Origin of the sequence: Streptomyces sp. P9-A2, assembly GCF_036634175.1 — a bacterium.
Classification (GTDB): domain Bacteria; phylum Actinomycetota; class Actinomycetes; order Streptomycetales; family Streptomycetaceae; genus Streptomyces; species Streptomyces pratens.
Window position 1 is genome coordinate 3,396,045 of record NZ_JAZIFX010000001.1, and the last position, 19,432, is coordinate 3,415,476.

General features: G+C 70.7%; 17 protein-coding genes. 9 read left to right on the plus strand and 8 right to left on the minus strand.

Going from position 1 to position 19,432, the window contains the following annotated elements:
• Window positions 1–317 precede the first annotated feature (317 nt).
• The 4 genes from V4Y04_RS15270 (at window position 318) to mscL (ending at window position 3,110) form a co-directional block, all read left to right on the plus strand.
• Entirely contained in the window at window positions 318–653 is a 336-nt protein-coding gene (locus tag V4Y04_RS15270; protein ID WP_332428458.1) for an FmdB family zinc ribbon protein, read from the plus strand.
• Window positions 654–731: 78 nt separating this feature from the next.
• Complete coding sequence (locus V4Y04_RS15275) at window positions 732–1,574, plus strand: S-methyl-5'-thioadenosine phosphorylase (protein ID WP_332428459.1); 843 nt, start codon at window positions 732–734, stop codon at window positions 1,572–1,574.
• Between the two features lie 390 nt (window positions 1,575–1,964).
• A complete protein-coding gene (locus V4Y04_RS15280) occupies window positions 1,965–2,474 on the plus strand; it encodes a hypothetical protein (protein ID WP_332428461.1) in 510 nt (169 codons plus the stop codon).
• A 141-nt stretch (window positions 2,475–2,615) separates the two neighbouring features.
• Window positions 2,616–3,110 carry a large conductance mechanosensitive channel protein MscL gene (gene mscL, locus V4Y04_RS15285; RefSeq protein WP_332428463.1) on the plus strand — a complete coding sequence of 165 codons (495 nt, stop codon included), beginning with the start codon at window positions 2,616–2,618 and terminating at the stop codon, window positions 3,108–3,110.
• A 27-nt stretch (window positions 3,111–3,137) separates the two neighbouring features.
• Here mscL and V4Y04_RS15290 read toward each other — a convergent pair whose 3' ends face one another.
• Window positions 3,138–3,314, minus strand: coding sequence for a hypothetical protein (locus tag V4Y04_RS15290; RefSeq protein WP_332428465.1), 177 nt, complete (start codon window positions 3,312–3,314; stop codon window positions 3,138–3,140).
• Window positions 3,315–3,441: 127 nt separating this feature from the next.
• Here V4Y04_RS15290 and V4Y04_RS15295 point away from each other — a divergent pair, with 127 nt between their 5' ends.
• Both V4Y04_RS15295 and V4Y04_RS15300 read left to right on the plus strand, forming a co-directional pair.
• Complete coding sequence (locus V4Y04_RS15295; protein ID WP_332428467.1) at window positions 3,442–4,467, plus strand: P1 family peptidase; 1,026 nt, start codon at window positions 3,442–3,444, stop codon at window positions 4,465–4,467.
• Between the two features lie 383 nt (window positions 4,468–4,850).
• A complete protein-coding gene (locus tag V4Y04_RS15300) occupies window positions 4,851–5,606 on the plus strand; it encodes a DUF6227 family protein (protein WP_332428468.1) in 756 nt (251 codons plus the stop codon).
• A gap of 679 nt (window positions 5,607–6,285) precedes the next feature.
• On the opposite strand, the gene V4Y04_RS15305 is transcribed toward V4Y04_RS15300, so the two are convergent.
• The 4 genes from V4Y04_RS15305 to V4Y04_RS15325 all read right to left on the minus strand — a co-directional run bounded on the left by V4Y04_RS15305 (window position 6,286) and on the right by V4Y04_RS15325 (window position 12,663).
• Complete coding sequence (locus tag V4Y04_RS15305) at window positions 6,286–8,457, minus strand: PTS fructose transporter subunit IIABC (protein WP_332428469.1); 2,172 nt, start codon at window positions 8,455–8,457, stop codon at window positions 6,286–6,288.
• Between the two features lie 148 nt (window positions 8,458–8,605).
• Window positions 8,606–9,553: a 1-phosphofructokinase gene (gene pfkB, locus V4Y04_RS15310; protein ID WP_332428470.1), complete on the minus strand. Its 948-nt coding sequence runs from the start codon at window positions 9,551–9,553 to the stop codon at window positions 8,606–8,608.
• Window positions 9,550–10,311, minus strand: coding sequence for a DeoR/GlpR family DNA-binding transcription regulator (locus V4Y04_RS15315; protein ID WP_332428471.1), 762 nt, complete (start codon window positions 10,309–10,311; stop codon window positions 9,550–9,552). The genes pfkB and V4Y04_RS15315 overlap by 4 nt, the downstream gene beginning before the upstream one ends.
• Before the next feature lie 1,353 nt (window positions 10,312–11,664).
• Window positions 11,665–12,663 (minus strand): sigma-70 family RNA polymerase sigma factor, encoded by a 999-nt coding sequence (locus tag V4Y04_RS15325; protein ID WP_332428474.1) that lies wholly within the window; start codon window positions 12,661–12,663, stop codon window positions 11,665–11,667.
• Between the two features lie 208 nt (window positions 12,664–12,871).
• Here V4Y04_RS15325 and V4Y04_RS15330 point away from each other — a divergent pair, with 208 nt between their 5' ends.
• Window positions 12,872–13,402, plus strand: coding sequence for a GNAT family N-acetyltransferase (locus V4Y04_RS15330; RefSeq protein ID WP_332428476.1), 531 nt, complete (start codon window positions 12,872–12,874; stop codon window positions 13,400–13,402).
• 228 nt (window positions 13,403–13,630) lie between these two features.
• On the opposite strand, the gene V4Y04_RS15335 is transcribed toward V4Y04_RS15330, so the two are convergent.
• Complete coding sequence (locus V4Y04_RS15335) at window positions 13,631–14,392, minus strand: dioxygenase family protein (protein WP_332432854.1); 762 nt, start codon at window positions 14,390–14,392, stop codon at window positions 13,631–13,633.
• A 167-nt stretch (window positions 14,393–14,559) separates the two neighbouring features.
• Between V4Y04_RS15335 and V4Y04_RS15340 the strand changes: the two genes are divergently transcribed.
• Window positions 14,560–15,105: a MarR family winged helix-turn-helix transcriptional regulator gene (locus V4Y04_RS15340; RefSeq protein ID WP_332428478.1), complete on the plus strand. Its 546-nt coding sequence runs from the start codon at window positions 14,560–14,562 to the stop codon at window positions 15,103–15,105.
• 157 nt (window positions 15,106–15,262) lie between these two features.
• On the opposite strand, the gene V4Y04_RS15345 is transcribed toward V4Y04_RS15340, so the two are convergent.
• A complete protein-coding gene (locus V4Y04_RS15345) occupies window positions 15,263–16,810 on the minus strand; it encodes an MFS transporter (RefSeq protein ID WP_332428480.1) in 1,548 nt (515 codons plus the stop codon).
• 218 nt (window positions 16,811–17,028) lie between these two features.
• Window positions 17,029–17,673 (minus strand): TetR/AcrR family transcriptional regulator, encoded by a 645-nt coding sequence (locus V4Y04_RS15350; protein ID WP_332428482.1) that lies wholly within the window; start codon window positions 17,671–17,673, stop codon window positions 17,029–17,031.
• Between the two features lie 312 nt (window positions 17,674–17,985).
• Here V4Y04_RS15350 and V4Y04_RS15355 point away from each other — a divergent pair, with 312 nt between their 5' ends.
• The gene (locus V4Y04_RS15355; protein ID WP_332428483.1) at window positions 17,986–19,296 is read left to right on the plus strand and encodes a M6 family metalloprotease domain-containing protein; all 1,311 of its coding nucleotides are present in this window, start codon (window positions 17,986–17,988) and stop codon (window positions 19,294–19,296) included.
• Window positions 19,297–19,432 lie beyond the last annotated feature (136 nt).

A 19,432-nucleotide genomic window follows, 5' to 3' on the forward strand; every position in this document is an offset into this window, starting at 1 on the left:
TGCGACGTGCGACGTGATCAGTGAGATGTGACGCACTCGCAGACCGCCGTACAGGCCGCCGCACAGGCCCGTCGGGTTTGCCCAGGCACACTCGAGGAGCCGTGACGACACCGCCGATCCGGCTCCCCGCCTGGGAAGCCACGCCGCGAAGCGCGTCCGGGACACGTGCCGAGTACGTACGGAGGCCCGTCCTCATGAGAGTCACGCTCCGGCCACCGCCCGTGGTGGGGTGACGCGCGTTACGCCGATCACTTGCGGCACGGGTTACCATTGACGATCGTTAGCACTCATCGAGTGAGAGTGCCAGGAGGAAGACAGTGCCCACCTATCAGTACCAGTGCACCGAGTGCGGCGAGGGCCTCGAGGCGGTGCAGAAGTTCACCGATGACGCTCTGACCGAGTGCCCGAACTGCCAGGGGCGCCTGAAGAAGGTGTTCTCGGCGGTCGGCATTGTCTTCAAGGGCTCCGGCTTCTACCGCAACGACAGCCGTGGCTCCTCGTCGAGCAGCACCCCGGCGTCGAAGACGTCCGGTTCGTCGACGAGCTCCACCTCGGACTCCTCGTCCTCGTCTTCTTCCTCATCCTCCTCGGGCTCCGGCTCGTCGTCCGGGTCCGGCAGTTCCAGCAGCACCGCCGGCAGCACCGCTGCCTGAGGCCGAATCCTTACGGGGCCCTGTCGTCGTCGGACGACGGGGTCCTCGGCGTTTCCGGGGCCGGTTAGGGTGCGGAGCATGGCGAACAAGGCGAGCGTCGAGATCGGCGTGATCGGCGGCTCCGGTTTCTACTCCTTCCTCGACAACGTGACCGAGGTCCAGGTGGACACCCCGTACGGGGCGCCCAGCGATTCCCTCTTCCTCGGTGAACTGGCCGGCCGACGGGTCGCCTTCCTCCCCCGGCACGGACGCGGCCACCATCTGCCGCCGCACCGGATCAACTACCGGGCCAACCTGTGGGCGCTCAGGTCGGTCGGCGCGCGCCAGGTGCTCGGGCCGTGCGCGGTGGGCGGACTGCGACCCGAGCACGGGCCGGGGACACTGCTGGTCCCGGACCAGCTCGTGGACCGTACGAAGTCCCGAGCGGGCACCTATTTCGACGGGCTGCCGCGGCCCGACGGCACCGTGCCGAACGTCGCGCACGTGTCGCTCGCCGACCCTTACTGCCCCACCGGCCGGGCCGCCGCCCTGAAGTCGGCGCGTGGTCGGGACTGGGAGCCGGTGGACGGCGGCACGCTGGTCGTGGTCGAGGGGCCGCGCTTCTCCACCCGCGCCGAGTCGTTGTGGCACCGGGCACAGGGCTGGTCGGTGGTGGGCATGACCGGCCACCCCGAGGCGGCGCTCGCCCGTGAGCTGGAGCTCTGCTACACGTCCCTGGCCCTGGTCACCGACCTCGACGCCGGTGCCGAGACCGGCGAGGGCGTCTCGCACGACGAGGTGCTGCGGGTGTTCGCGGACAACGTGGACCGGCTGCGGAACGTGCTCTTCGACGCGGTGGCGGCGCTGCCTGCAACCGAGGAGCGGGACTGCCTGTGCGCCTCCGCGCTGGGCGGGATGGATCCGGGGTTCGCGCTGCCGTAGGGCTGCCGCCGCAGGGGTCGCGGCGCACGGTCGGGTCGCGGCGCACGGTCGGGTCGCGGCGCACGGTCGGGTCGCGGCGCACGGTCGGGTGAGGGAGTTTTCCCCAGGCCGTGGTCTGTCCACAGGCTTCGGCGGAGAACGGCGGGAAGCCTCATCGTGGGGTCCGCAAGCCGATCCCTCGTCGCAGGTGGTGCTCCCGTGTCGTTTCCGCCGTCGTTCCTTCCCCCGTCCCTGCGTCAGCCCTCGCTCCAGCCCCTTCCCTCCTCCTCCCGTTCCACCTTCCATTCCTCCTCCCACTTCCCCGCCCCCTCCCCGACTCCCTCGGCTTCTCCCTCCCGCCCCGCCGCAGTTCCGTACCCACCCGGGGCCGGTGTCCCCCCGCAGTGCGAGGTGCCGCACTTCGCACCGGTGCGGGTGCCTGGCGGACTGTTGCGGTCGGCCCGGTCGGCCCGGCACCGGAGGCGGGTGGCGGCGGTCGGTCTCGCCGTCACGGCAGTGGCACTGGTGGCGGCGGGCGGCCCCCGGGAGGCAGACCGGTCGCGCGGTCGTCCCGAGGGCACTTCGAGCGCGTACGCCGGGCCGGCGGCGTCCACGGGAGACCGTGTCGCACGGGCCCGGCGCGCGGGAGCCCGTGTCACAGCGCCGGTGCGGATCGCCGACGCCGCCACCGTGCGGCTGCTGCGGCCGGGCGACCGGGTCGATGTCATCGCCGCCGAGGAGCGGGCGACAGGCGGTGAGGCCCGTGTGGTCGCGCGTGGGGCGCGGGTCACCGAGGTTCCGAAGCCCCTGGAGGACATGGGCACGGGCGGGGCCCTGGTGGTGCTGTCGGTTCCGCGGGCCGCCGCGGCCGACCTCGTCGGCGCGAGCACCACGGCACGGCTGGCGGTGACCCTGTGGTGAGCGGTTCCTTCTCCGCCGATTTCGCGAGTGTCGTGTCAAGCACCTTGTTCGAGGGACCCAAGTGGACGGTTCGGCGGGGCGCTGACATAGGTTGCGGAGCGTTCGATTCCCCACGTCACACGTACGAGATGGAGCCCCGGGTTGAGCGAGAAGAACGAAACCAGCGTCTTGCAGGGCTTCAAGGCCTTCCTGATGCGTGGGAACGTCATCGACCTGGCCGTCGCCGTGGTCATCGGCGCCGCCTTCACCAACATCGTCAACGCGGTGGTGAAGGGTGTGATCAACCCGCTGGTCGGCGCCTTCGGCACGCAGAACCTGGACAGCTACAGCTCCTGCCTGAAGGGCTCCTGCAAGGGCACCGGCGACGCTGCGACGGGCGTCATGATCCTGTGGGGTTCGGTCCTCGGCGCGACGCTCCAGTTCGTGATCACGGCTGCGGTCGTCTACTTCCTGATGGTGATGCCGATGGCCCGGTATCTGGCCCGGGTCGAGGCCCGCAGGAAGGCGAAGGAAGGCACGCAGGAGATCATCGAGATCTCCGAGCTCGAGGTGCTCAAGGAGATCCGCGACGAGCTGGTCGCGCAGCGCGGCTCGGGTCGTGGCCAGGGCCAGGGACCGGAGTACGGCGAGCGATAGCCGGCACCGGCCCGCACGGCTCCCGGGTCAGATGTGGTGGGGCGGCTTCTCGTCGAGGAAGCGTTTCAGGTCCGCCGCACTGTCGCCGGACGGGCGGTCGCCCCACCCCCGGTCCGTGTCGTCCGTGGACTGCTGGTCCAGCGGGTCGTCGAAGACCAGCGCGGGCTTCGGTTCGCGCGGCCGGGGATCGGGGGCAGTGCTCATACGACCAGGGTACGGCTCCTGTGGAACCTGCCCCCGACAGCGGCTGCTCCCGCTCCCGCTCCCGCTCCTGCTCCTGCTCCCTGGTGGCGGCTCCTTGCTCCGGCGGTGACCGCGCGAGACTGACGCCATGACTGTTGACGCTCTGACCGATGTGGCCGGTGTGCGCGTGGGGCACGCGACCCGTACCGGAGACGGCCTGCTCACCGGCACCACGGTGGTGCTCGCGCCCGAGGGCGGGGCCGTGGCCGCCGTGGATGTGCGTGGCGGCGGTCCCGGTACGAAGGAGACCGACGCGCTCGATCCCCGCAACCTCGTGCAGCGGGTCGAGGCGGTCGTCCTGACCGGGGGCAGTGCCTACGGACTTGACGCGGCGTCCGGGGTGATGGCCTGGCTGGAGGAGCGGGGGCGCGGGGTGCGCGTCGGTCCGGATCCCGCACACGTGGTGCCGGTGGTGCCGGCCGCCTGCGTCTTCGACCTGGGCCGGGGCGGGGACTTCCGGGCCCGGCCGGACGCGGCCACGGGACGCACGGCGGTCGAGGCGGCAGCGGCGACCGCGCCGGGGGAACGGGTGCCGGAGGGGTGTGTGGGCGCCGGTACAGGGGCCGTGGTCGGAGCGGTGAAGGGCGGCATCGGCACCGCGAGCACGATGCTGGACTCGGGGATCACGGTGGCCGCGCTGGTCGTGGCCAATGCGGCGGGCTCGGCACTGGACCCGGAAACGGGGACGCTGTACGGCGAGTTGTTCCGGGGCGGCCGGGCACTCCATCCCGATCCGGAGGTGCACGAGGCGGCGCTCCGGCGGCTCGCCGGCCTCGCGGAGCGGAACGGGCCGCAGCCCCTCAACACCACGCTCGCGGTGGTCGCCACCGACGCGGACCTGTCCAAGGCGCAGGCTCAGAAGCTGGCCGGCACCGCGCACGACGGCATCGCGCGGGCGGTGCGGCCGGTGCATCTGCTCAACGACGGGGACACGGTGTTCGCCCTCGCCACCGGCGCCCACCCGCTCGACACCGCGAACCCTCTCGCCCTGAACGAGATCCTCGCTGCGGGCGCCGACTTGGTGACCCGCGCGATCGTACGGGCCCTGCGCGCGGCCGATTCGGTGGACGGACCGGGCGGAGTCTGGCCGTCGTACGAGGAGCTGTACGGATAGCTGCACGGGGAAGCCGTATGGGTAGTTGTACGGATAGTTGTACGGGTAGTTGTATGACGAACCGGAGAGGGAGGCGTGGGGCGCCCCGGCCAGGGAAGCGTAGGGGGAGTCGGGCAGGGCAGCGAGGGCGCCCGGTGAGCGGAGGGAGCCGACCGCTGAGCGGACTGCGTGATCAGCGTCCGCCGACCCGGCCAGGAGCACCAGAAGCACCAGGAGCGGCGTCTGAGCAGGGGATACGAGGGTCCACCGGGGACGGACGGGAATTCTTCGCGCGGTCGGTTCGTTGTGACGCCGTACGTTTTCTCAGTTCCCGGACATGATGTCCGCCCGAGGGGCTACGGTATGCACCCACAAGGTGACATGCAGCGACGCCGGGAGAAGCCTTGAGCGTTCCGTACGAGACGGCAGCGTACGAACCAGCCGACTCGCCCGAGTCTCCTGAGGAGCATCTCGCGCGACTGCTCGGCCGCGCCCTGAACTCCTTCGAGCTGCCCGACGAGGCAATACGCCTGCTCGACTGTGCGCTGGCGCACGACAGTTCGCTGCACTCCGCGCACCACAGTGCGGGCCTGCACCGTGAGACGTACCGGCACACCTGGCTGCTCGCCGACGGCTCGGCGCTCACACTCTGGGAGCTGGTCCACAACACGGCCCCGGGCAGCGAGCCCCAGCACGAGGTGTATGCGGACGAGGAGGAACTGGGCGTCGCCACCGCCCGGCTGTCGCTGCCGCCGGAGACCCCGGACTTCGAACTGCCGGTGGTGGTGCAGTTGTCCCGGATCCCCGCACCCCCGCCCGCCTACGCCCCCGACGCTTCGGCGGATCACGCGCGCCGCTTACTGCGCCGGGCGGAGAACACCGACCGTCCGGGGCCTCGGACGGCCGCGCTGCTGTCCACGGCATCCGCCCACCAGATCACCCAGGCCTTCGGTCGCCCGTCCGCCGCGGGCGGGCCGGGGCGGACGGGGCCGTCCTTCTCGCTGTACGAGCACGCGTTCCTGCTGCGTGACGGTGCGGAGGTCTCCCTCTGGGAGGTGGAGCACACGGCCACGCCCGACGGGCGGCACATGTGCGAGGTGTACGTCACCGAGGAGGCCGCCCGGGACGCGATGGAACGGCGCGCGACCCAGGTTCCCTGAGCGGAGCCAAGCCATCCGATCCGCCGTCATCACTCTTCCCGGCCACTGGCGAAGCCCCGCATCAGGAGGGCGAACGCCTCACGCTCGGCCGGAGTGAGCCGTACCTGCTCCGGCCGGGGACCCGTTCGCCGCTGGGGCGGAATCGTCCGGAGGGCCCGCAACTCCTGCGGCCCCGGACCATCACGCCCCGGATGCGGCCCCGGATTCCGATCCGGCTTTTGATCCGGCTTTTGATCCGGCTTTTGATCCGGGCGGGGGCCGACGTCCTCATCCCGCCGTCCCGGCCCCCTGGCCCCCCAGTACGCTCCCGCTCGGGCCAGCGTCCGCACCCGCGTCCGCACCCGCAAACCGACGCCACTCCCCCGCACCCGCCTGCGGTCCCGCCGCAGGACACCGGCCAGGCCCGCCGTGCAGGCCGCGGCCACCAGAGTGAGGGCGGTGGCGCCCGTCACTCTCAAGATCGAGTCGTGCTCAGGCATGGACTCAGTACACATCACGGCCCGGGACTTTGGTCCCGGACCGTGATGAACGTGATCTATATCGCAGTTGACTCATTTGCCTGCGAAAGTCCCACATATACCCATTGGGGGAGTTCGCCGTCGCTGCCGTCTTCCGTCGGTACCGTCCTTCGTCGTTGCCGACGTTCAGGTTGTCGGCTCCCGGGTTGTCGGCTCCCGTGTCACGCGGCGACCGGCTGCTTCGATTCCGCCGCCGAGGCCGCCGAGGCCTCGCCGTTGGTCGCGCCGGGCGCTCCCGGAACCGGCTTGCGCAGGCCCTTCAGGATGATCACCAGGGCTGCCGTGACACAGACGCCCGCCGCGATGGCGACCAGGTAGAGCAGCGGGTTGCCGATCAGCGGGACCACGAAGATGCCGCCGTGCGGAGCGCGCAGGGTGGCGCCGAAGGCCATCGACAGGGCTCCGGTGACCGCGCCGCCCACCATCGAGGCGGGGATCACGCGCAGCGGGTCGGCCGCCGCGAACGGGATCGCGCCCTCGGAGATGAAGGAGGCGCCCAGGACCCAGGCGGCCTTGCCGTTCTCCCGCTCGGTCCGGTTGAAGAGCTTGCCGCGGACCGTGGTGGCCAGGGCCATCGCCAGCGGCGGGACCATGCCGGCCGCCATCACCGCGGCCATGATCTTCATCGCGGAGTCGCTGGGGCTCGCGACCGCGATACCGGCCGCGGCGAAGGTGTACGCGACCTTGTTGACGGGGCCGCCGAGGTCGAAGCACATCATCAGGCCGAGCAGGGTGCCGAGCAGGATGGCATTGGTGCCGGTGAGGCCGTTCAGCCAGTCGGTCATGGCGTTCTGCGCCCCGGCGATCGGCTTGCCGATCACCACGAACATCAGGAAGCCGACCACCGCCGAGGAGATCAGCGGGATCACCACCACCGGCATGATGCCGCGCAACCCCACCGGGATACGCACCCGCTGGATCGCCAGCACGACCGCACCGGCGATCAGACCGGCCGCGAGACCGCCGAGGAACCCGGCGTTGATGGTGAGGGAGATCGAACCACCGACGAAGCCGGGCACGAGTCCGGGCCGGTCGGCCATGCCGTACGCGATGTAGCCGGCCAGGACCGGGACGAGGAACCCGAAGGCGACGCCGCCGATCTGGAAGAGCAGGGCGCCCCAGCTGTCGGCCTGGGTCCACGCGAAGTGTTCCATCACCGACGGCGCCTGGTTGATCTCATAGCCGCCGATCGCGAAGCCGAGGGCGATGAGGAGACCGCCCGCCGCGACGAACGGGACCATGTAACTGACGCCGGACATGAGCCACTTGCGCAGCTTGGTGCCGTAGCCCTCGCCGGGTTCGCCGGTGCGGTCCACGGGTGTGTCGCCCGATGTGGCAGCGGCGGTGGCCTCACCGCGCTCGGCCTTCCCGCGGACCTCGGTGATCAGCTCGGCGGGGCGGTTGATGCCCGCCTTGACCCCGGTGTCGACGGTCGGCTTGCCGGCGAAGCGTTCCTTCTCCCGGACGGGCACGTCGTGGGCGAAGATCACGCCGTCCGCCGCCGCGATCACGGCCGGGTCGAGCCGGGTGAAGCCCCCCGAGCCCTGCGGCTCGACCGCGATCTCGATGCCCGCTTCCCGGCCGGCGTTCTCCAGCGCCTCCGCCGCCATGTACGTATGGGCGATGCCCGTGGGGCAGGAGGTGACGGCGACGATCCGGAAGGGACGCGCGCCCTCACCGGACGCGCCCGCGTCCGGGGTGTCTTCGCCCGTGGTGGCCGTGCCGGTGGTGCCCGTGGTGGCTGTGCCGGTAGTGCCGGTAGTGCCCGTGGGGGCGCCGGCGGAGGCCGCCGCCGGCGCCTCCACGGAGTCCGTGGAGTTTGTGGTGCTGTCGGAGGCCCCCGAGCCGGCCGTGTCCGCCGTGGCGGCCCCGGCCCCTTCGGCCGTCGGCCGCTCGTCCCCGCGGATGAGCGCCGCGGCGCCCTCGGCGTCGCCGACCGCCCGGAGCCCGTCGGTGAACTCGGCGTTCATCAGCTTCCGCGCCAGCGAGGAAAGGATCGTCAGATGAGCGTCGTCCGCGCCGGCCGGGGCTGCGATCAGGAAGATCAGGTCGGCGGGCCCGTCCGCGGCGCCGAAGTCGATCCCGGCGGTGCTGCGCCCGAAGCCCAGCGTCGGCTCGGTGACGTGCTCGCTGCGGCAGTGCGGGATGCCGATACCGCCGTCGAGGCCGGTCGGCATCTGGGCCTCACGGGCGGCCACGTCGGCGAGGAAGCCCTCCAGGTCGGTCACCCGGCCCAGGGTCACCATCCGCTCGGCGAGGGCTCGCGCCGCCGCTTCCTTGGTGTCTGCGGACAGGTCGAGGTCGACCAGATCCGCGGTGATCATCTCGCTCATCGCGGGCTCCTTTGCACGCGTATCGCCCTTGATGTGGGGTGGGCGGAAGGGGGAACGGGGACGGTGCTGCGGTGGGGGTCTGTGGGGTCTGAAAGGGTTGCGAAGGTCACGAGGGTCGCGAGGAGCGGAGCGGTACGAACATCGGTGCTCATGCGACCGGCTCCTTCAATACTCGGTCCACCGGCACCTTCGCCGTGATCGTCACCGCGGCCGGGTCCAGGTCTCCCGGCGTGGGCATCACGCTGCCGGGGGTCTGAACGGCCGCCGCTCCGTGGGCGAGCGCCGAAGCGAGCGCCTCCGGACCGCGCCCGCCGGCGATGAGGAATCCGGCAAGCGAGGAGTCGCCCGCACCCACGTTGCTACGGACGACGCCCACCCGGGCGGTGCCGAACCAGGCGCCGTGCTCGTCGACGAGCAGCTGGCCGTCGGCGCCCAGGCTGGCGAGCACGGTCCGGGCGCCCATCCCGCGCAGTTCCTCGGCCGCCTTCACCGCGTCGCCCACGGTGATCAGCCGACACCCGACGGCCTCGGCGAGTTCCTCGGCGTTCGGCTTCACCACGTCGGGCCGCTCGCGCAGCGCCGCGGCCAGCGCGGGCCCGGAGGTGTCCAGGGCGATGCGTACGCCCGCGGTGTGCGCCCGCTCGACCAGATCGGCGTACCAGGAGGGTGCGAGGCCGCGCGGCAGGCTGCCGCAGCAGGCGATCCAGTCGGCGCCCCGCGACTGCCGGTGGACGGTCTCCAGGAGCAGCTCCTGCTCGTCCGCGGTCAGCTCCGGGCCCGGCGCGTTGATCTTCGTCAGGACGCCGTCCGCCTCGGCGAGCGCGATGTTGGACCGGGTGGCCCCGGCCACCGCCACCGGCGCGACCTCGATGCCCTGCGCGTCCAGCAGTTCGGCGACCACGGCACCCGGTGCACCGCCCAGGGGAAGCACGGCGACGGTGCGCCGGCCGGCCGCGGCGACGGCGCGGGAGACGTTGACACCCTTGCCGCCCGGGTCCATGCGTTCGCCGGTGGCCCGGTTGACCTCGCCGCGCTCCAGCGCGGGCACCTCGTACGTACGGTCCAGGGACGGGTTGGGGGTGACGGTGAGGATCATGCACGCACTACTTCCGTGCCGCCGCGCTCGATCGCGAGGGCGTCTTCGGGGCTCAGCCCGCTGTCGGTGATCAGCAGGTCCACGTCGTTCAGGCCGCCGAAGCGGGCGAAGTGCTCCTGGCCGTGCTTGGAGGAGTCGGCGAGCAGCACCACACGGCGGGCGGCTGCCATGGCCGCGCGCTTCACCGCCGCCTCGGCGAGGTCGGGGGTGGTCAGGCCATGTCCGGTGGAGAAGCCGTTCGCCGCGACGAACAGCACGTCCGCACGGATCTCGCCGTACGCGCGCAGCGCCCAGGCATCCACGGCGGCCCGCGTGCGGTGCCGTACGCGGCCCCCGACCAGGTGCAGCTGGATACCGGGGTGGTCGGCCAGCCGGGCAGCGATGGGCAGGCTGTGGGTGACGACGGTGAGCGAGGACTCCACCGGCAGGGCGGCGGCGAACAACGCCGCCGTCGAACCGGCGTCGACGATCATCGTGCCCCCGTTCGGAATCTCAGCGAGGGCGGCCCCGGCGATGCGGTCCTTCTCACCGGCGGCCGTGGTCTCGCGCTCGGCGAGGTCCGGCTCGAAGTCCAGGCGTCCGACCGGGATGGCCCCGCCGTGCACCCTGCGGACCACACCCGCGCGGTCGAGGGCCTTCAGGTCCCGGCGGATCGTCTCCGCCGTCACCTGGAACTGCTCGGCCAGCGAGACCACATCCACCCGGCCGCCGTCCCGGGCGAGCCGCAGAATCTCCTGCTGCCTCTCTGGTGCGTACATGTCCACTCACCTCCGAAGGATGCCCGAACGTGTGGCTTTCCTTGAATGTTACGACGAGCACCCCGGAAAGTAAACAAGAACGGGCCCAATCGGGCATGAACGGACGTCGGGCCGCAGTCGACGTCCCTTCCCTCCAGCGCGCCTACCAATACGACCGGTACGACCGGCATGACCGGTACGACCGGGATTCAAAGGGAAAGGCATGAATTCAAGTAGGACACGAGTTCGACCCGCCCCTTCCCGCCATCGGCGAGTCCGCCGACTTCGGCGACTCGGGCACCCCGGGCGGCTCGGGCACCCCGGGCGGCTCGGGCGGCATGAGGAGGGGCCGCTGCCGCCCAGCCCTCGACGGCCGCGCGTACGGCGGCGGCGGCAAAGCGCGGCCGAGTGCCCACGGCAACACTGCCGACCCGCTCGGCACCGCCGGCGCGCTACCTGTGTCGTCCACGTGCGCTGCGCGGTCGGCATGCTCGGCATCGTTGTCGTCGGCCGCCGTGCCGACGGGCACCCGTGCCGCCAGGGCCTCCGCCGACGCGCGTTCCGACGCCTGGCAGGCCTCCGCCCACACCCTGCGCGGGTGAGGAGTTCGAGTGGGCCAGCCGGATCAGGGTGCGTGTCCGCGCCCGGGAATCCGACGACATCTCCGCCCCCGGCCTCAGCGTGGACCGCACGGTCGTCCTTCCAGGGCCTGCGGTACGGACGTCCCGGGCGGCGCCGCCCACACGGCTTCCCCCAGCGCCGGGCGCCGGCCTCGTAGAGCGGGACGACGGCTTCTTCCTTGGCTGCGAAGTACCGGCAAGAGGTGCGCGGGGCGATGCCCGCCGCCTGTGCGACGCCCTCGGCCCGGGTGACTCTCAGCCCTTGGCGGGCGAAGAGACCGGCTGCCGCGCGGGCGATCTCTTCGTCCGGGTCTCTGCTTTGCGACGCTCGGTCAACGAGACAGGAGGAAACGGCGGGGTGCTGCTGCTCAAGCCCGGCGCGGTATGCCCATGTGGCACAATCTGCCATCTGGCGGGCCACCCCGGGGTTCAGGTTCGGGGTGGCCCGCTTTCCTGTCCCGCACAAGGGAAAACCGGGTCCGGCACCCGGGGGGAGGGTGCCGGACCCGGCTTGGGAAGTCCCGGCGCCGGGGGGTGGTGCGACGGGACGTGGTTCAGGAGAGTCGTCCAGGAGGCCGAGGCCCGGAGATCTTCCGACGGAGATCTCCCGTCCCCGGATCTCGGGACCCGAACTCCCGCGCTCTGCATTCTTGTTCCCTGGCTCAGCGGATTGAAGCGGTGTCAGGACGTCATGTTTGCGCCGTATTTCGCCGCCCGGCGTCCCCAAGGGCCCTGCACCGGCCCCGCATCGGCTCTACGCCGCCGCGTCGAACCCGGTGTCGCGGGCCAGCTTCTTCAGTTCCATCAGCGCGTGCTTCTCTATCTGGCGGATCCGCTCGCGGGTCAGGCCGTGCTGCTTGCCGACCTCCGTCAGGGTGCGCTCCCTGCCGTCATCGATGCCGTACCGCATCTTGATGATGGAGGCCGTGCGCTGGTCGAGGCGGCTGATGAGGTCGTCCAGCTCCTCACTGCGCAGCAGCGTCAGCACCGACTGCTCCGGCGACACCGCCGAGGTGTCCTCGAGGAGGTCGCCGAACTGGGTCTCGCCCTCGTCGTCCACCGGCATGTTCAGGGAGACCGGGTCGCGGGCCCAGTCGAGCACGTCCGTCACCCGCTCCGGCGTGGAACCGAGCTCGGCGGCGATCTCACCGGGCTCCGGGTCCCGCCCGTGCTCACGGTTGAACTCGCGCTGCACGCGCCGGATCCGGCCCAGCTCCTCCACCAGGTGGACGGGCAGGCGGATGGTGCGGGACTGGTCGGCTATCGACCGCGTGATGGCCTGACGGATCCACCAGGTGGCGTAGGTCGAGAACTTGAAGCCCTTGCGGTAGTCGAACTTCTCGACCGCGCGCACCAGGCCGGCGTTGCCCTCCTGGATCAGGTCGAGCAGGGGCAGGCCGCTGCGGGGGTAGCGGCGGGCCACCGCGACAACCAGGCGGAGGTTGGAACGGATGAAGACGTCCTTGGCGAGCTCGCTCGCGTCGTACAGCTCCTGGAGCTCCTCGGTGGTGGCCCCCACCTTGTTCCCCTCAGTGCCTTCGAGGATCTGCCGCGCGAACACACCCGCTTCGATGATCTGGGACAGCTCGACTTCCTTGGCCGCGTCGAGCAGCGGTGTGCGCGCGATTTCATCGAGGTACATACCGACCAGGTCACGGTCGGCGATCTCGCCACGATGGGCGCGAACACTGCTTGCCGAGTCGGCCGTCTCGCCGGAGGCGGACTTACGACGGGCGACGGCACGGGTTGCCATGCTTGCTCCCTTAAGGTGATGAGGTCGGCGGGCGGTTCTGCGGATGCCCGGCACGTACGTCAGGTCCAGGGTCTCGATCTCTCACTTCGAACTCTGCTCGGGTGCCCGGCATCTGTTGGAAACAACGACTGGAATCCGGACAGAATTCCCCACCCGACCCTCGAATTTTCTGATCATGCAGTACCCTGTCGAGCCACAGGGGGACGAGATGACGTCGGACCATGCGAAGGCCCAGGTCAGACCGGGGGCCGAGGGCGATCTGACAGCACTCACCGATCTGTACAACCGGTACGTGCGTGAGACGGCCATCACGTTCGACACCGCGGTCCTCACCCCTGAGGAACGCCGCCCCTGGCTGCTCTCCCACCCTGTAGACGGCCCGTACCGTCTGATGGTTGCCACGGCCGCGACCGCGACCGGCCGCTCCGAGCGGATTCTGGGCTACGCCACGTCCAGCCCTTTCCGGGCGAAGCCCGCCTACGCGACATCGGTGGAGACAACGGTCTACGTCGCCCCGGACGCCGGCGGCCGCGGGATCGGCACTCTGCTCTACACGGCCCTGTTCGAGGCCCTGGCGGGCGAGGACCTGCACCGCGCCTACGCGGGAATCGCCCAGCCGAACGAGGCATCCACCCGGCTGCACCAGCGCCTCGGCTTCCGGCACACGGGCACGTACCGCGAGGTGGGCCGCAAGTTCGGCCGCTACTGGGACGTGGCCTGGTACGAGAAGGAGCTGTAGCCGGCGGCCACCAGGTACCACGGTCGGGTGCCGGGTGCCGGGGCGACCGTCGAAGGCAGGATGCCGGGTGCCGGGCGCCGGAGCGACCGTCGAAGGCAGGATGCCGGGCGCCGGATGCCGGAGCGACCGTCGAAGGCCGGGCTCGCAAGGGCCTACGACCGTCGACCGTCAGGGGTCCGCGCACGGGGCCGGGCGCAGGCCCCAGCTCCGGATCCGGCTCCGGCGTTCTCAGCCGAACTGCACCGACCGCTTGGCCAGCCCCAGCCAGAACCCGTCGATCACCGACTTCTGCGTGTCCAGATCACCGGCGGCGTCCGCCGCGCCCATGGTCACGAAGAGCGGTGCGAAGTGCTCGGTACGCGGATGGGCGAGCATGCCCGCCGGGGACTTGCGGGTGAAGTCGAGCAGCCCGTCCACGTCACCTGCGTCCAGTGCCCGGTGCCCCCAGTCGTCGAACTCGGTCGACCACCTGGGGATGCCGCCCTGCCGCAGTGCGGCCAGGTTGTGGGTGAAGAACCCGGAGCCGACGATCAGTACGCCCTCGTCGCGCAGCGGTGCCAGCTTGCGTCCGATGTCCATGAGCTTCACCGGGTCCAGGGTCGGCATGGACACCTGGAGCACCGGGATGTCGGCCTCGGGGAACATCTCGACCAGCGGGACGTAGGCGCCGTGGTCCAGCCCCCGGTCGGGAACGTCCTGGACCGGGATGCCGGGGGCGCGCAGCAGCTTGCGTACGGAGTCGGCGAGCGCGGGAGCGCCGGGAGCGCCGTACTTCACCTGGTAGTAGTGCTCGGGGAAGCCCCAGAAGTCGTAGACGAGGGGGACCGTCTCGGTGGCGCCGAGGGCGAGCGGGGCCTCCTCCCAGTGGGCGGAGACGACGAGGATCGCCTTCGGGCGGGGCAGGCCGGCGGACCAGGCGGCCAGCTCACCGGGCCAGATGGGGTCGTCGGCCAGGGGCGGGGCGCCATGGCTGAGGTACAGCGCGGGCATGCGTTCCTGAGTGGCGGCGGTCACGGCTGCGACTCCTTCCGGCGGTCGGTGCGGATCTGATCCGGCTGGTGGGCGGTTGAAGTTTTTACTTGAAACCTCAACCTCTAACCCTGACCCTAGCGCAACTTTGTTTAACATTCAAGAAGGAGGGCTTTACAGTGGGGTACATGACGACGGCACCCACTTCCGCAGCGGCACCGGGTTCGGCATCCGGACCGGCAGGCACCGACGAACCCCGTTGGCTCAGCGCCGAGGAACAGCGCGTCTGGCGCTCGTACATCGAGGCCAGCACTCTCCTGGAGGATCACCTCGACCGCCAGCTCCAGCGGGACGCGGGCATGCCGCACCTCTACTACAGCCTGCTGGTCAAGCTCGCCGAGGCGCCGGAACGGCGGCTGCGCATGACCGAGCTGGCGATGCTGGCGAAGATCACCCGCTCCCGGCTCTCGCACGCCGTGGCCCGCCTGGAGAAGAGCGGCTGGGTGCGTCGCGAGAACTGTCCGTCCGACAAGCGGGGCCAGTTCGCCGTACTGACCGACGAAGGGTTCGAGGTGCTGCGCCGGAACGCGCCGGGCCATGTGGAGGCCGTGCGGCAGGCGTTCCTCGACCGGCTCACCCCCGGACAGCAGAAGACCCTCGGCGAGATCATGGAGATCGTCGCCGCGGGTCTGCAGCCCAGCGAAGCGGGTGCGGACCTGCCCTGGCTCCGCTGAGCGCGGAACCGGGGCAGGTCCTGGAAGCCGTACGGACGGGGCGTCCCCTCCCCCTCCGTACGGGTGGCCCGAAGGTACTGACCGGTGAGGGCCGGTGGTGGCCCGCCGGTGAGGGCCGGCGGTGGCCGGTGGGCGGTGAAGGCCGCGTGGCAGGCCGTCAGTGGGCGACGACCGGCACCACCACGTCCTCCTCGGCGCTTCCGGCGACCCTGGAACCCTCCTCGGAGGAGCCGGTGACCGTGCCCCCCGGGCGGCCGGCGTTGACGAGGGTCAGGGCGATGGCCGCGGCCAGGAAGAGGATCCCCACGGCGAACCAGATCGCGCTGGTGTAGCCCTGCACCATGCCTTCGAGCTGAACCAGCTGCTGCTGGGACCGGCTCGCGGCGCCGCCGATGTGGTCGGCGATGTAGGACGTGGTGGCCGAGGCCGCGATCGTGTTCAGCAGGGCCGTACCGATCGCGCCGCCCACCTGCTGCGAGGTGTTGACCATCGCGGAGGCGACGCCGGAGTCCCGGGGCTCGACGCCCAGGGTGGCCAGCGACATGGCCGGCATGAACGCCGTACCCATGCCGAGACCGAGCAGCAGCATGCCGGGCAGCATCACGGCGGCGTAGGAAGTGTCGACCTCCAGCCGGGTCAGCATCAGCATGCCGAGGGCGGCGACCAGGAAGCCGGGGCCCATCAGCAGCCGGGGCGGGACCCGGGTCATCAGCCGGGCACCGATCTGGGTGGAACCCGTGATCATGCCCGCGATCATCGGCAGGAAGGCGAACCCGGTCTTCACCGGCGAGTAGTCCTGGACGATCTGCAGGTAGTACGTGAGGAAGAGGAACAGGCCGAACATCGCGATGATCGCCAGGCCCAGCGAGAGGTAGACCCCGCCGCGGTTGCGTTCGGTGACCACACGCAGGGGCAGCAGCGGCGCCTTGACCCGGGACTCGACCAGGACGAACGCCAGGAGCAGGACGGCCGACGCGACGAACATACCGACCGTCAGCGAGTCGCTCCAGCCCTCGGACTCGGCACGGGTGAAGCCGTAGACGAGGGCGACCAGACCGAGGGTGGACAGCACCACGCCGGGCACGTCCAGCGGCGAACGGTTACGGCCGCCGCGCGGTTCACGGATGACGAAGTACGCGCCGAGCGCGGCGACGACGGCGAACGGGATGTTCACGAAGAACGTCCAGCGCCAGTTCAGATACTCGGTGAGGAAGCCGCCGAGGATCAGGCCGACGGCGCCACCGCCACCGGCGATCGCACCGTAGATGCCGAACGCCTTGGCGCGTTCCTTGCCATCGGTGAACATCACCGCGAGCAGGGACAGCGCGGCCGGCGCGAGCAGCGCGCCGAACACGCCCTGCAGGGCGCGCGCGCCGAACATCATGACCTCGTTGGTGGCCGCGCCGCCCAGCGCGGAGGCCGCCGCGAAGCCGCCCAGACCGAGCACGAACGCCCGCTTACGGCCCCACAGGTCGGCTATGCGCCCGCCGAAGAGCAGCAGTCCGCCGAAGGCGAGGGCGTAGGCCGTGACGACCCACTGCCGGTTGCCGTCGGAGATGCCCAGGTCCTGCTGGGCGGAGGGCAGGGCGATGTTCACGATGGTGGCGTCCAGGACGACCATCAGCTGGGCGAGCGCGATGAAGACGAGCGCCTTCCAGCGGTTGGTATCCGGTATACCGGGGGCTTTTGAGGCTGTTTCAGACATGAGGGTACCCACTTCGGGACTTCGGTATTTCATGACGGAAAAATTCGTGGTTTGCGATGAAAAAACGATGTCGTGAGGGAACGGCTCACCCTGGGGACGGCCGCCTGGCCGGCTACTGAAGTCGTTGCTGAGGTAGTTGCTGAAGTGGTTCGGGCCGGATCGAAATCTGAATCGGGATCGGGATCGGGATCGGGATCGGGATCTTGGTCAGGGATCGTTCAGCTCGCGCGCAGGTCCTCCACGGTGACGGTCGCACCCGGCAGGGAACTGGGGGCCGGGGCCCGCATCCCGTCCAGGAACAGCTGAAGATGACGGTGGACGAACCGGTCTGCGCTCAGGCAGCCCGTACCGGCCGGCGGCCGGCTGAGCTGGGCGATACCGATGAGCAGATCACCGAACCCCACGTCGTCACGGAGCTGACCGGCCGCCCTCGCCCGGTCCATGATCTGCGCGACGAGCGTGTCGACCCGTACACGTGCGGCCTCCAGGTCGGGGTGGTGCTGGTCGAAGGCGCTGGAGAGCATCGGGCACAGCGCGCTGATCCGCTCCTCTGCGGCCGTGTGCGCGAACCGCTCCAACGCCTCGAAGGCATCCCCGGTCTCGGCGAGCGCCTGTTCGGCCGCCTCCGACGTGCGGTCCATCACGGAGCACACGACCTCGCGCACCAGCGCTTCACGATCGGGGAAGTTGCGGTACACCGTGGCATTGCCCACGCCGGCCCGGCGGGCGACCTCGTCGAACGGCACGTCGGCGCCGAACTCGACGAACATCTCCCGGGCGGCGGTGACGATCCGTTCCCGGTTGCGCAGGGCATCGGCGCGGGGCCTGGACGCCTTGGGCGATACGGAAGCGGCGGTCTGCACGATGCACTCCTAGGTCACTGTTACTGCTGCTGTTGCTGCTGTTGCTGTTGCTGTTGCTGTTACATCTGCTGTCGTGATCCGGGGAAGGAGTCCCCGTTTCGCGCGAACACAGGCCTAAACGGGGAAGCAGTCCCCGGTTATTTCCCTCCACCGGAGGCTTCTCATGTGACCTGCGTCACATTCTCCGCGTGCCTGCCGGACCGCTCGCACGATCGGCCCCTCCAACGCGCGCCCGTGCCCCCCTCAACGGAAGGTGATCAAAAGGGTGCAGCCGGGGACCGGCGGCTGCCGTGTGAAGCGGAGGTCTCCCGGATGCAGCCTCAGTCGACCAGCAGCCGGATATCCCCGCGTCGACTGGCCGCTCTGACGTCCGTGACCGTCCTGACCCTCGCCCTCGCCCCCTCGGCCGGCAACGCCCGCCTCTCCCCGCACCTGTCGGCCTCCGGTGCCGGACCGAGCGCCCTGTCCCGCTCCTCCGCGCACGGTCCCTGCCTGATCGGCAGCACTCGCGAGGTCCAGATGTCGGAGGGGATCCCCACGATCGCCGGCTACGCCCCCTCCACCGGCACCGTCCGCGCCCTCACCCTCATGGTCGACTTCTCGGACGCCCCCGGCGAGGGCAAGGCCCTCGACCGCTACCGGGAGTTCTTCCCGCAGACCCAGGAGTGGTTCCGCACCAGCTCGTACGGCCGTCTCGACTACCGCCCCGAAATTCCGATCCCGGGCTGGCTGCGGATGCCCAAGTCGTTCCGGGAGTACGGCATAGAGCGCGGCGCCCCGTTCGACCCCGGCTACCGCAAGCTGGTCGACGACATCGTGGCGGCGGCGGACCCGACGGTGGACTTCCGGTCGTACGACCTGGTGAACGTGCTGATGACCCCGAACGCGGGCCCCTCCGCCCTGGACACCGTCCTGTCGGTCACCTTCGCGGGCAACCCGGAGGCCCCGACCGCGGACGGCGTCCCGGTCGCCAACGCGTCGTTCGTCTACTCCCGTCAGGACGACGGCTCCGGATCCCTGGACCGCACCGGCTACCGGGTCCTCCCGCACGAGAACGGCCACGTCTTCGGCCTGCCCGACCTCTACACCGCCGAGGGCGGCGGAGCCGTGGGCCACTGGGACATCATGAGCGAGGACTGGGGCGCCAACAACGACCTGCTCGGCTGGCACAAGTGGAAAATAGGCTGGCTGGACCCACGCCAGGTGCACTGCGCGGCGGGCACGGGCACACGGGAGTACACCCTGACGCCGCTGGCCGAGCCGGGCGGCCCGAAGCTCGTCTTCCTCCCCCTGGACGCGCGTTCCGGATACGCCCTCGAGTTCCGCACCCGCGCCGGCAACGACGAGGCGGTGTGCCGGCCCGGCATCCTCGTCTACAAGGTCGACGCGGACGTCGACACCGGCATGGGGCCGGTCACGGTCTACGACTCCCGTCAGGAAAGCGGCGGTTGCACCCGCAGCCCCAACATCCACGCGGAACTCTCCGACGCCCCCTTCACTCCCGGCCAGACGTTCATCGACCGCGAGGCGGGGATCCGCGTCAAGGTCCTGGAGCCGGCCACCCCGGGCTCGGGCTCGGGCTCGGAAATACCGGAGTACCGCGTACGGATCACCCGGACCTGAGTCCGGCGACCGGGGCCGCCACGGATACCGGTGAGCCAGGCGCAGTTGACCACTCCACAGACCGGTGATCCGGCCAACTCACGCACGGGCTGGACAGCTTCACCGGTAGCGGAACCGGCGGCACCGAGTTCCGTTC

Excerpts from the sequence above, each read along its gene's own strand:
- V4Y04_RS15275 (WP_332428459.1), top strand. The coding sequence starts at position 732 with ATGGCGAACAAGGCGAGCGTCGAGATCGGCGTGATCGGCGGCTCCGGT.
- V4Y04_RS15290 (WP_332428465.1), bottom strand. The coding sequence starts at position 3,314 with ATGAGCACTGCCCCCGATCCCCGGCCGCGCGAACCGAAGCCCGCGCTG.
- V4Y04_RS15295 (WP_332428467.1), top strand. The coding sequence starts at position 3,442 with ATGACTGTTGACGCTCTGACCGATGTGGCCGGTGTGCGCGTGGGGCAC.
- V4Y04_RS15305 (WP_332428469.1), bottom strand. The coding sequence starts at position 8,457 with ATGAGCGAGATGATCACCGCGGATCTGGTCGACCTCGACCTGTCCGCA.
- pfkB (WP_332428470.1), bottom strand. The coding sequence starts at position 9,553 with ATGATCCTCACCGTCACCCCCAACCCGTCCCTGGACCGTACGTACGAG.
- V4Y04_RS15315 (WP_332428471.1), bottom strand. The coding sequence starts at position 10,311 with ATGTACGCACCAGAGAGGCAGCAGGAGATTCTGCGGCTCGCCCGGGAC.
- V4Y04_RS15325 (WP_332428474.1), bottom strand. The coding sequence starts at position 12,663 with ATGGCAACCCGTGCCGTCGCCCGTCGTAAGTCCGCCTCCGGCGAGACG.
- V4Y04_RS15330 (WP_332428476.1), top strand. The coding sequence starts at position 12,872 with ATGACGTCGGACCATGCGAAGGCCCAGGTCAGACCGGGGGCCGAGGGC.
- V4Y04_RS15335 (WP_332432854.1), bottom strand. The coding sequence starts at position 14,392 with ATGCCCGCGCTGTACCTCAGCCATGGCGCCCCGCCCCTGGCCGACGAC.
- V4Y04_RS15340 (WP_332428478.1), top strand. The coding sequence starts at position 14,560 with ATGACGACGGCACCCACTTCCGCAGCGGCACCGGGTTCGGCATCCGGA.
- V4Y04_RS15345 (WP_332428480.1), bottom strand. The coding sequence starts at position 16,810 with ATGTCTGAAACAGCCTCAAAAGCCCCCGGTATACCGGATACCAACCGC.
- V4Y04_RS15355 (WP_332428483.1), top strand. The coding sequence starts at position 17,986 with ATGCAGCCTCAGTCGACCAGCAGCCGGATATCCCCGCGTCGACTGGCC.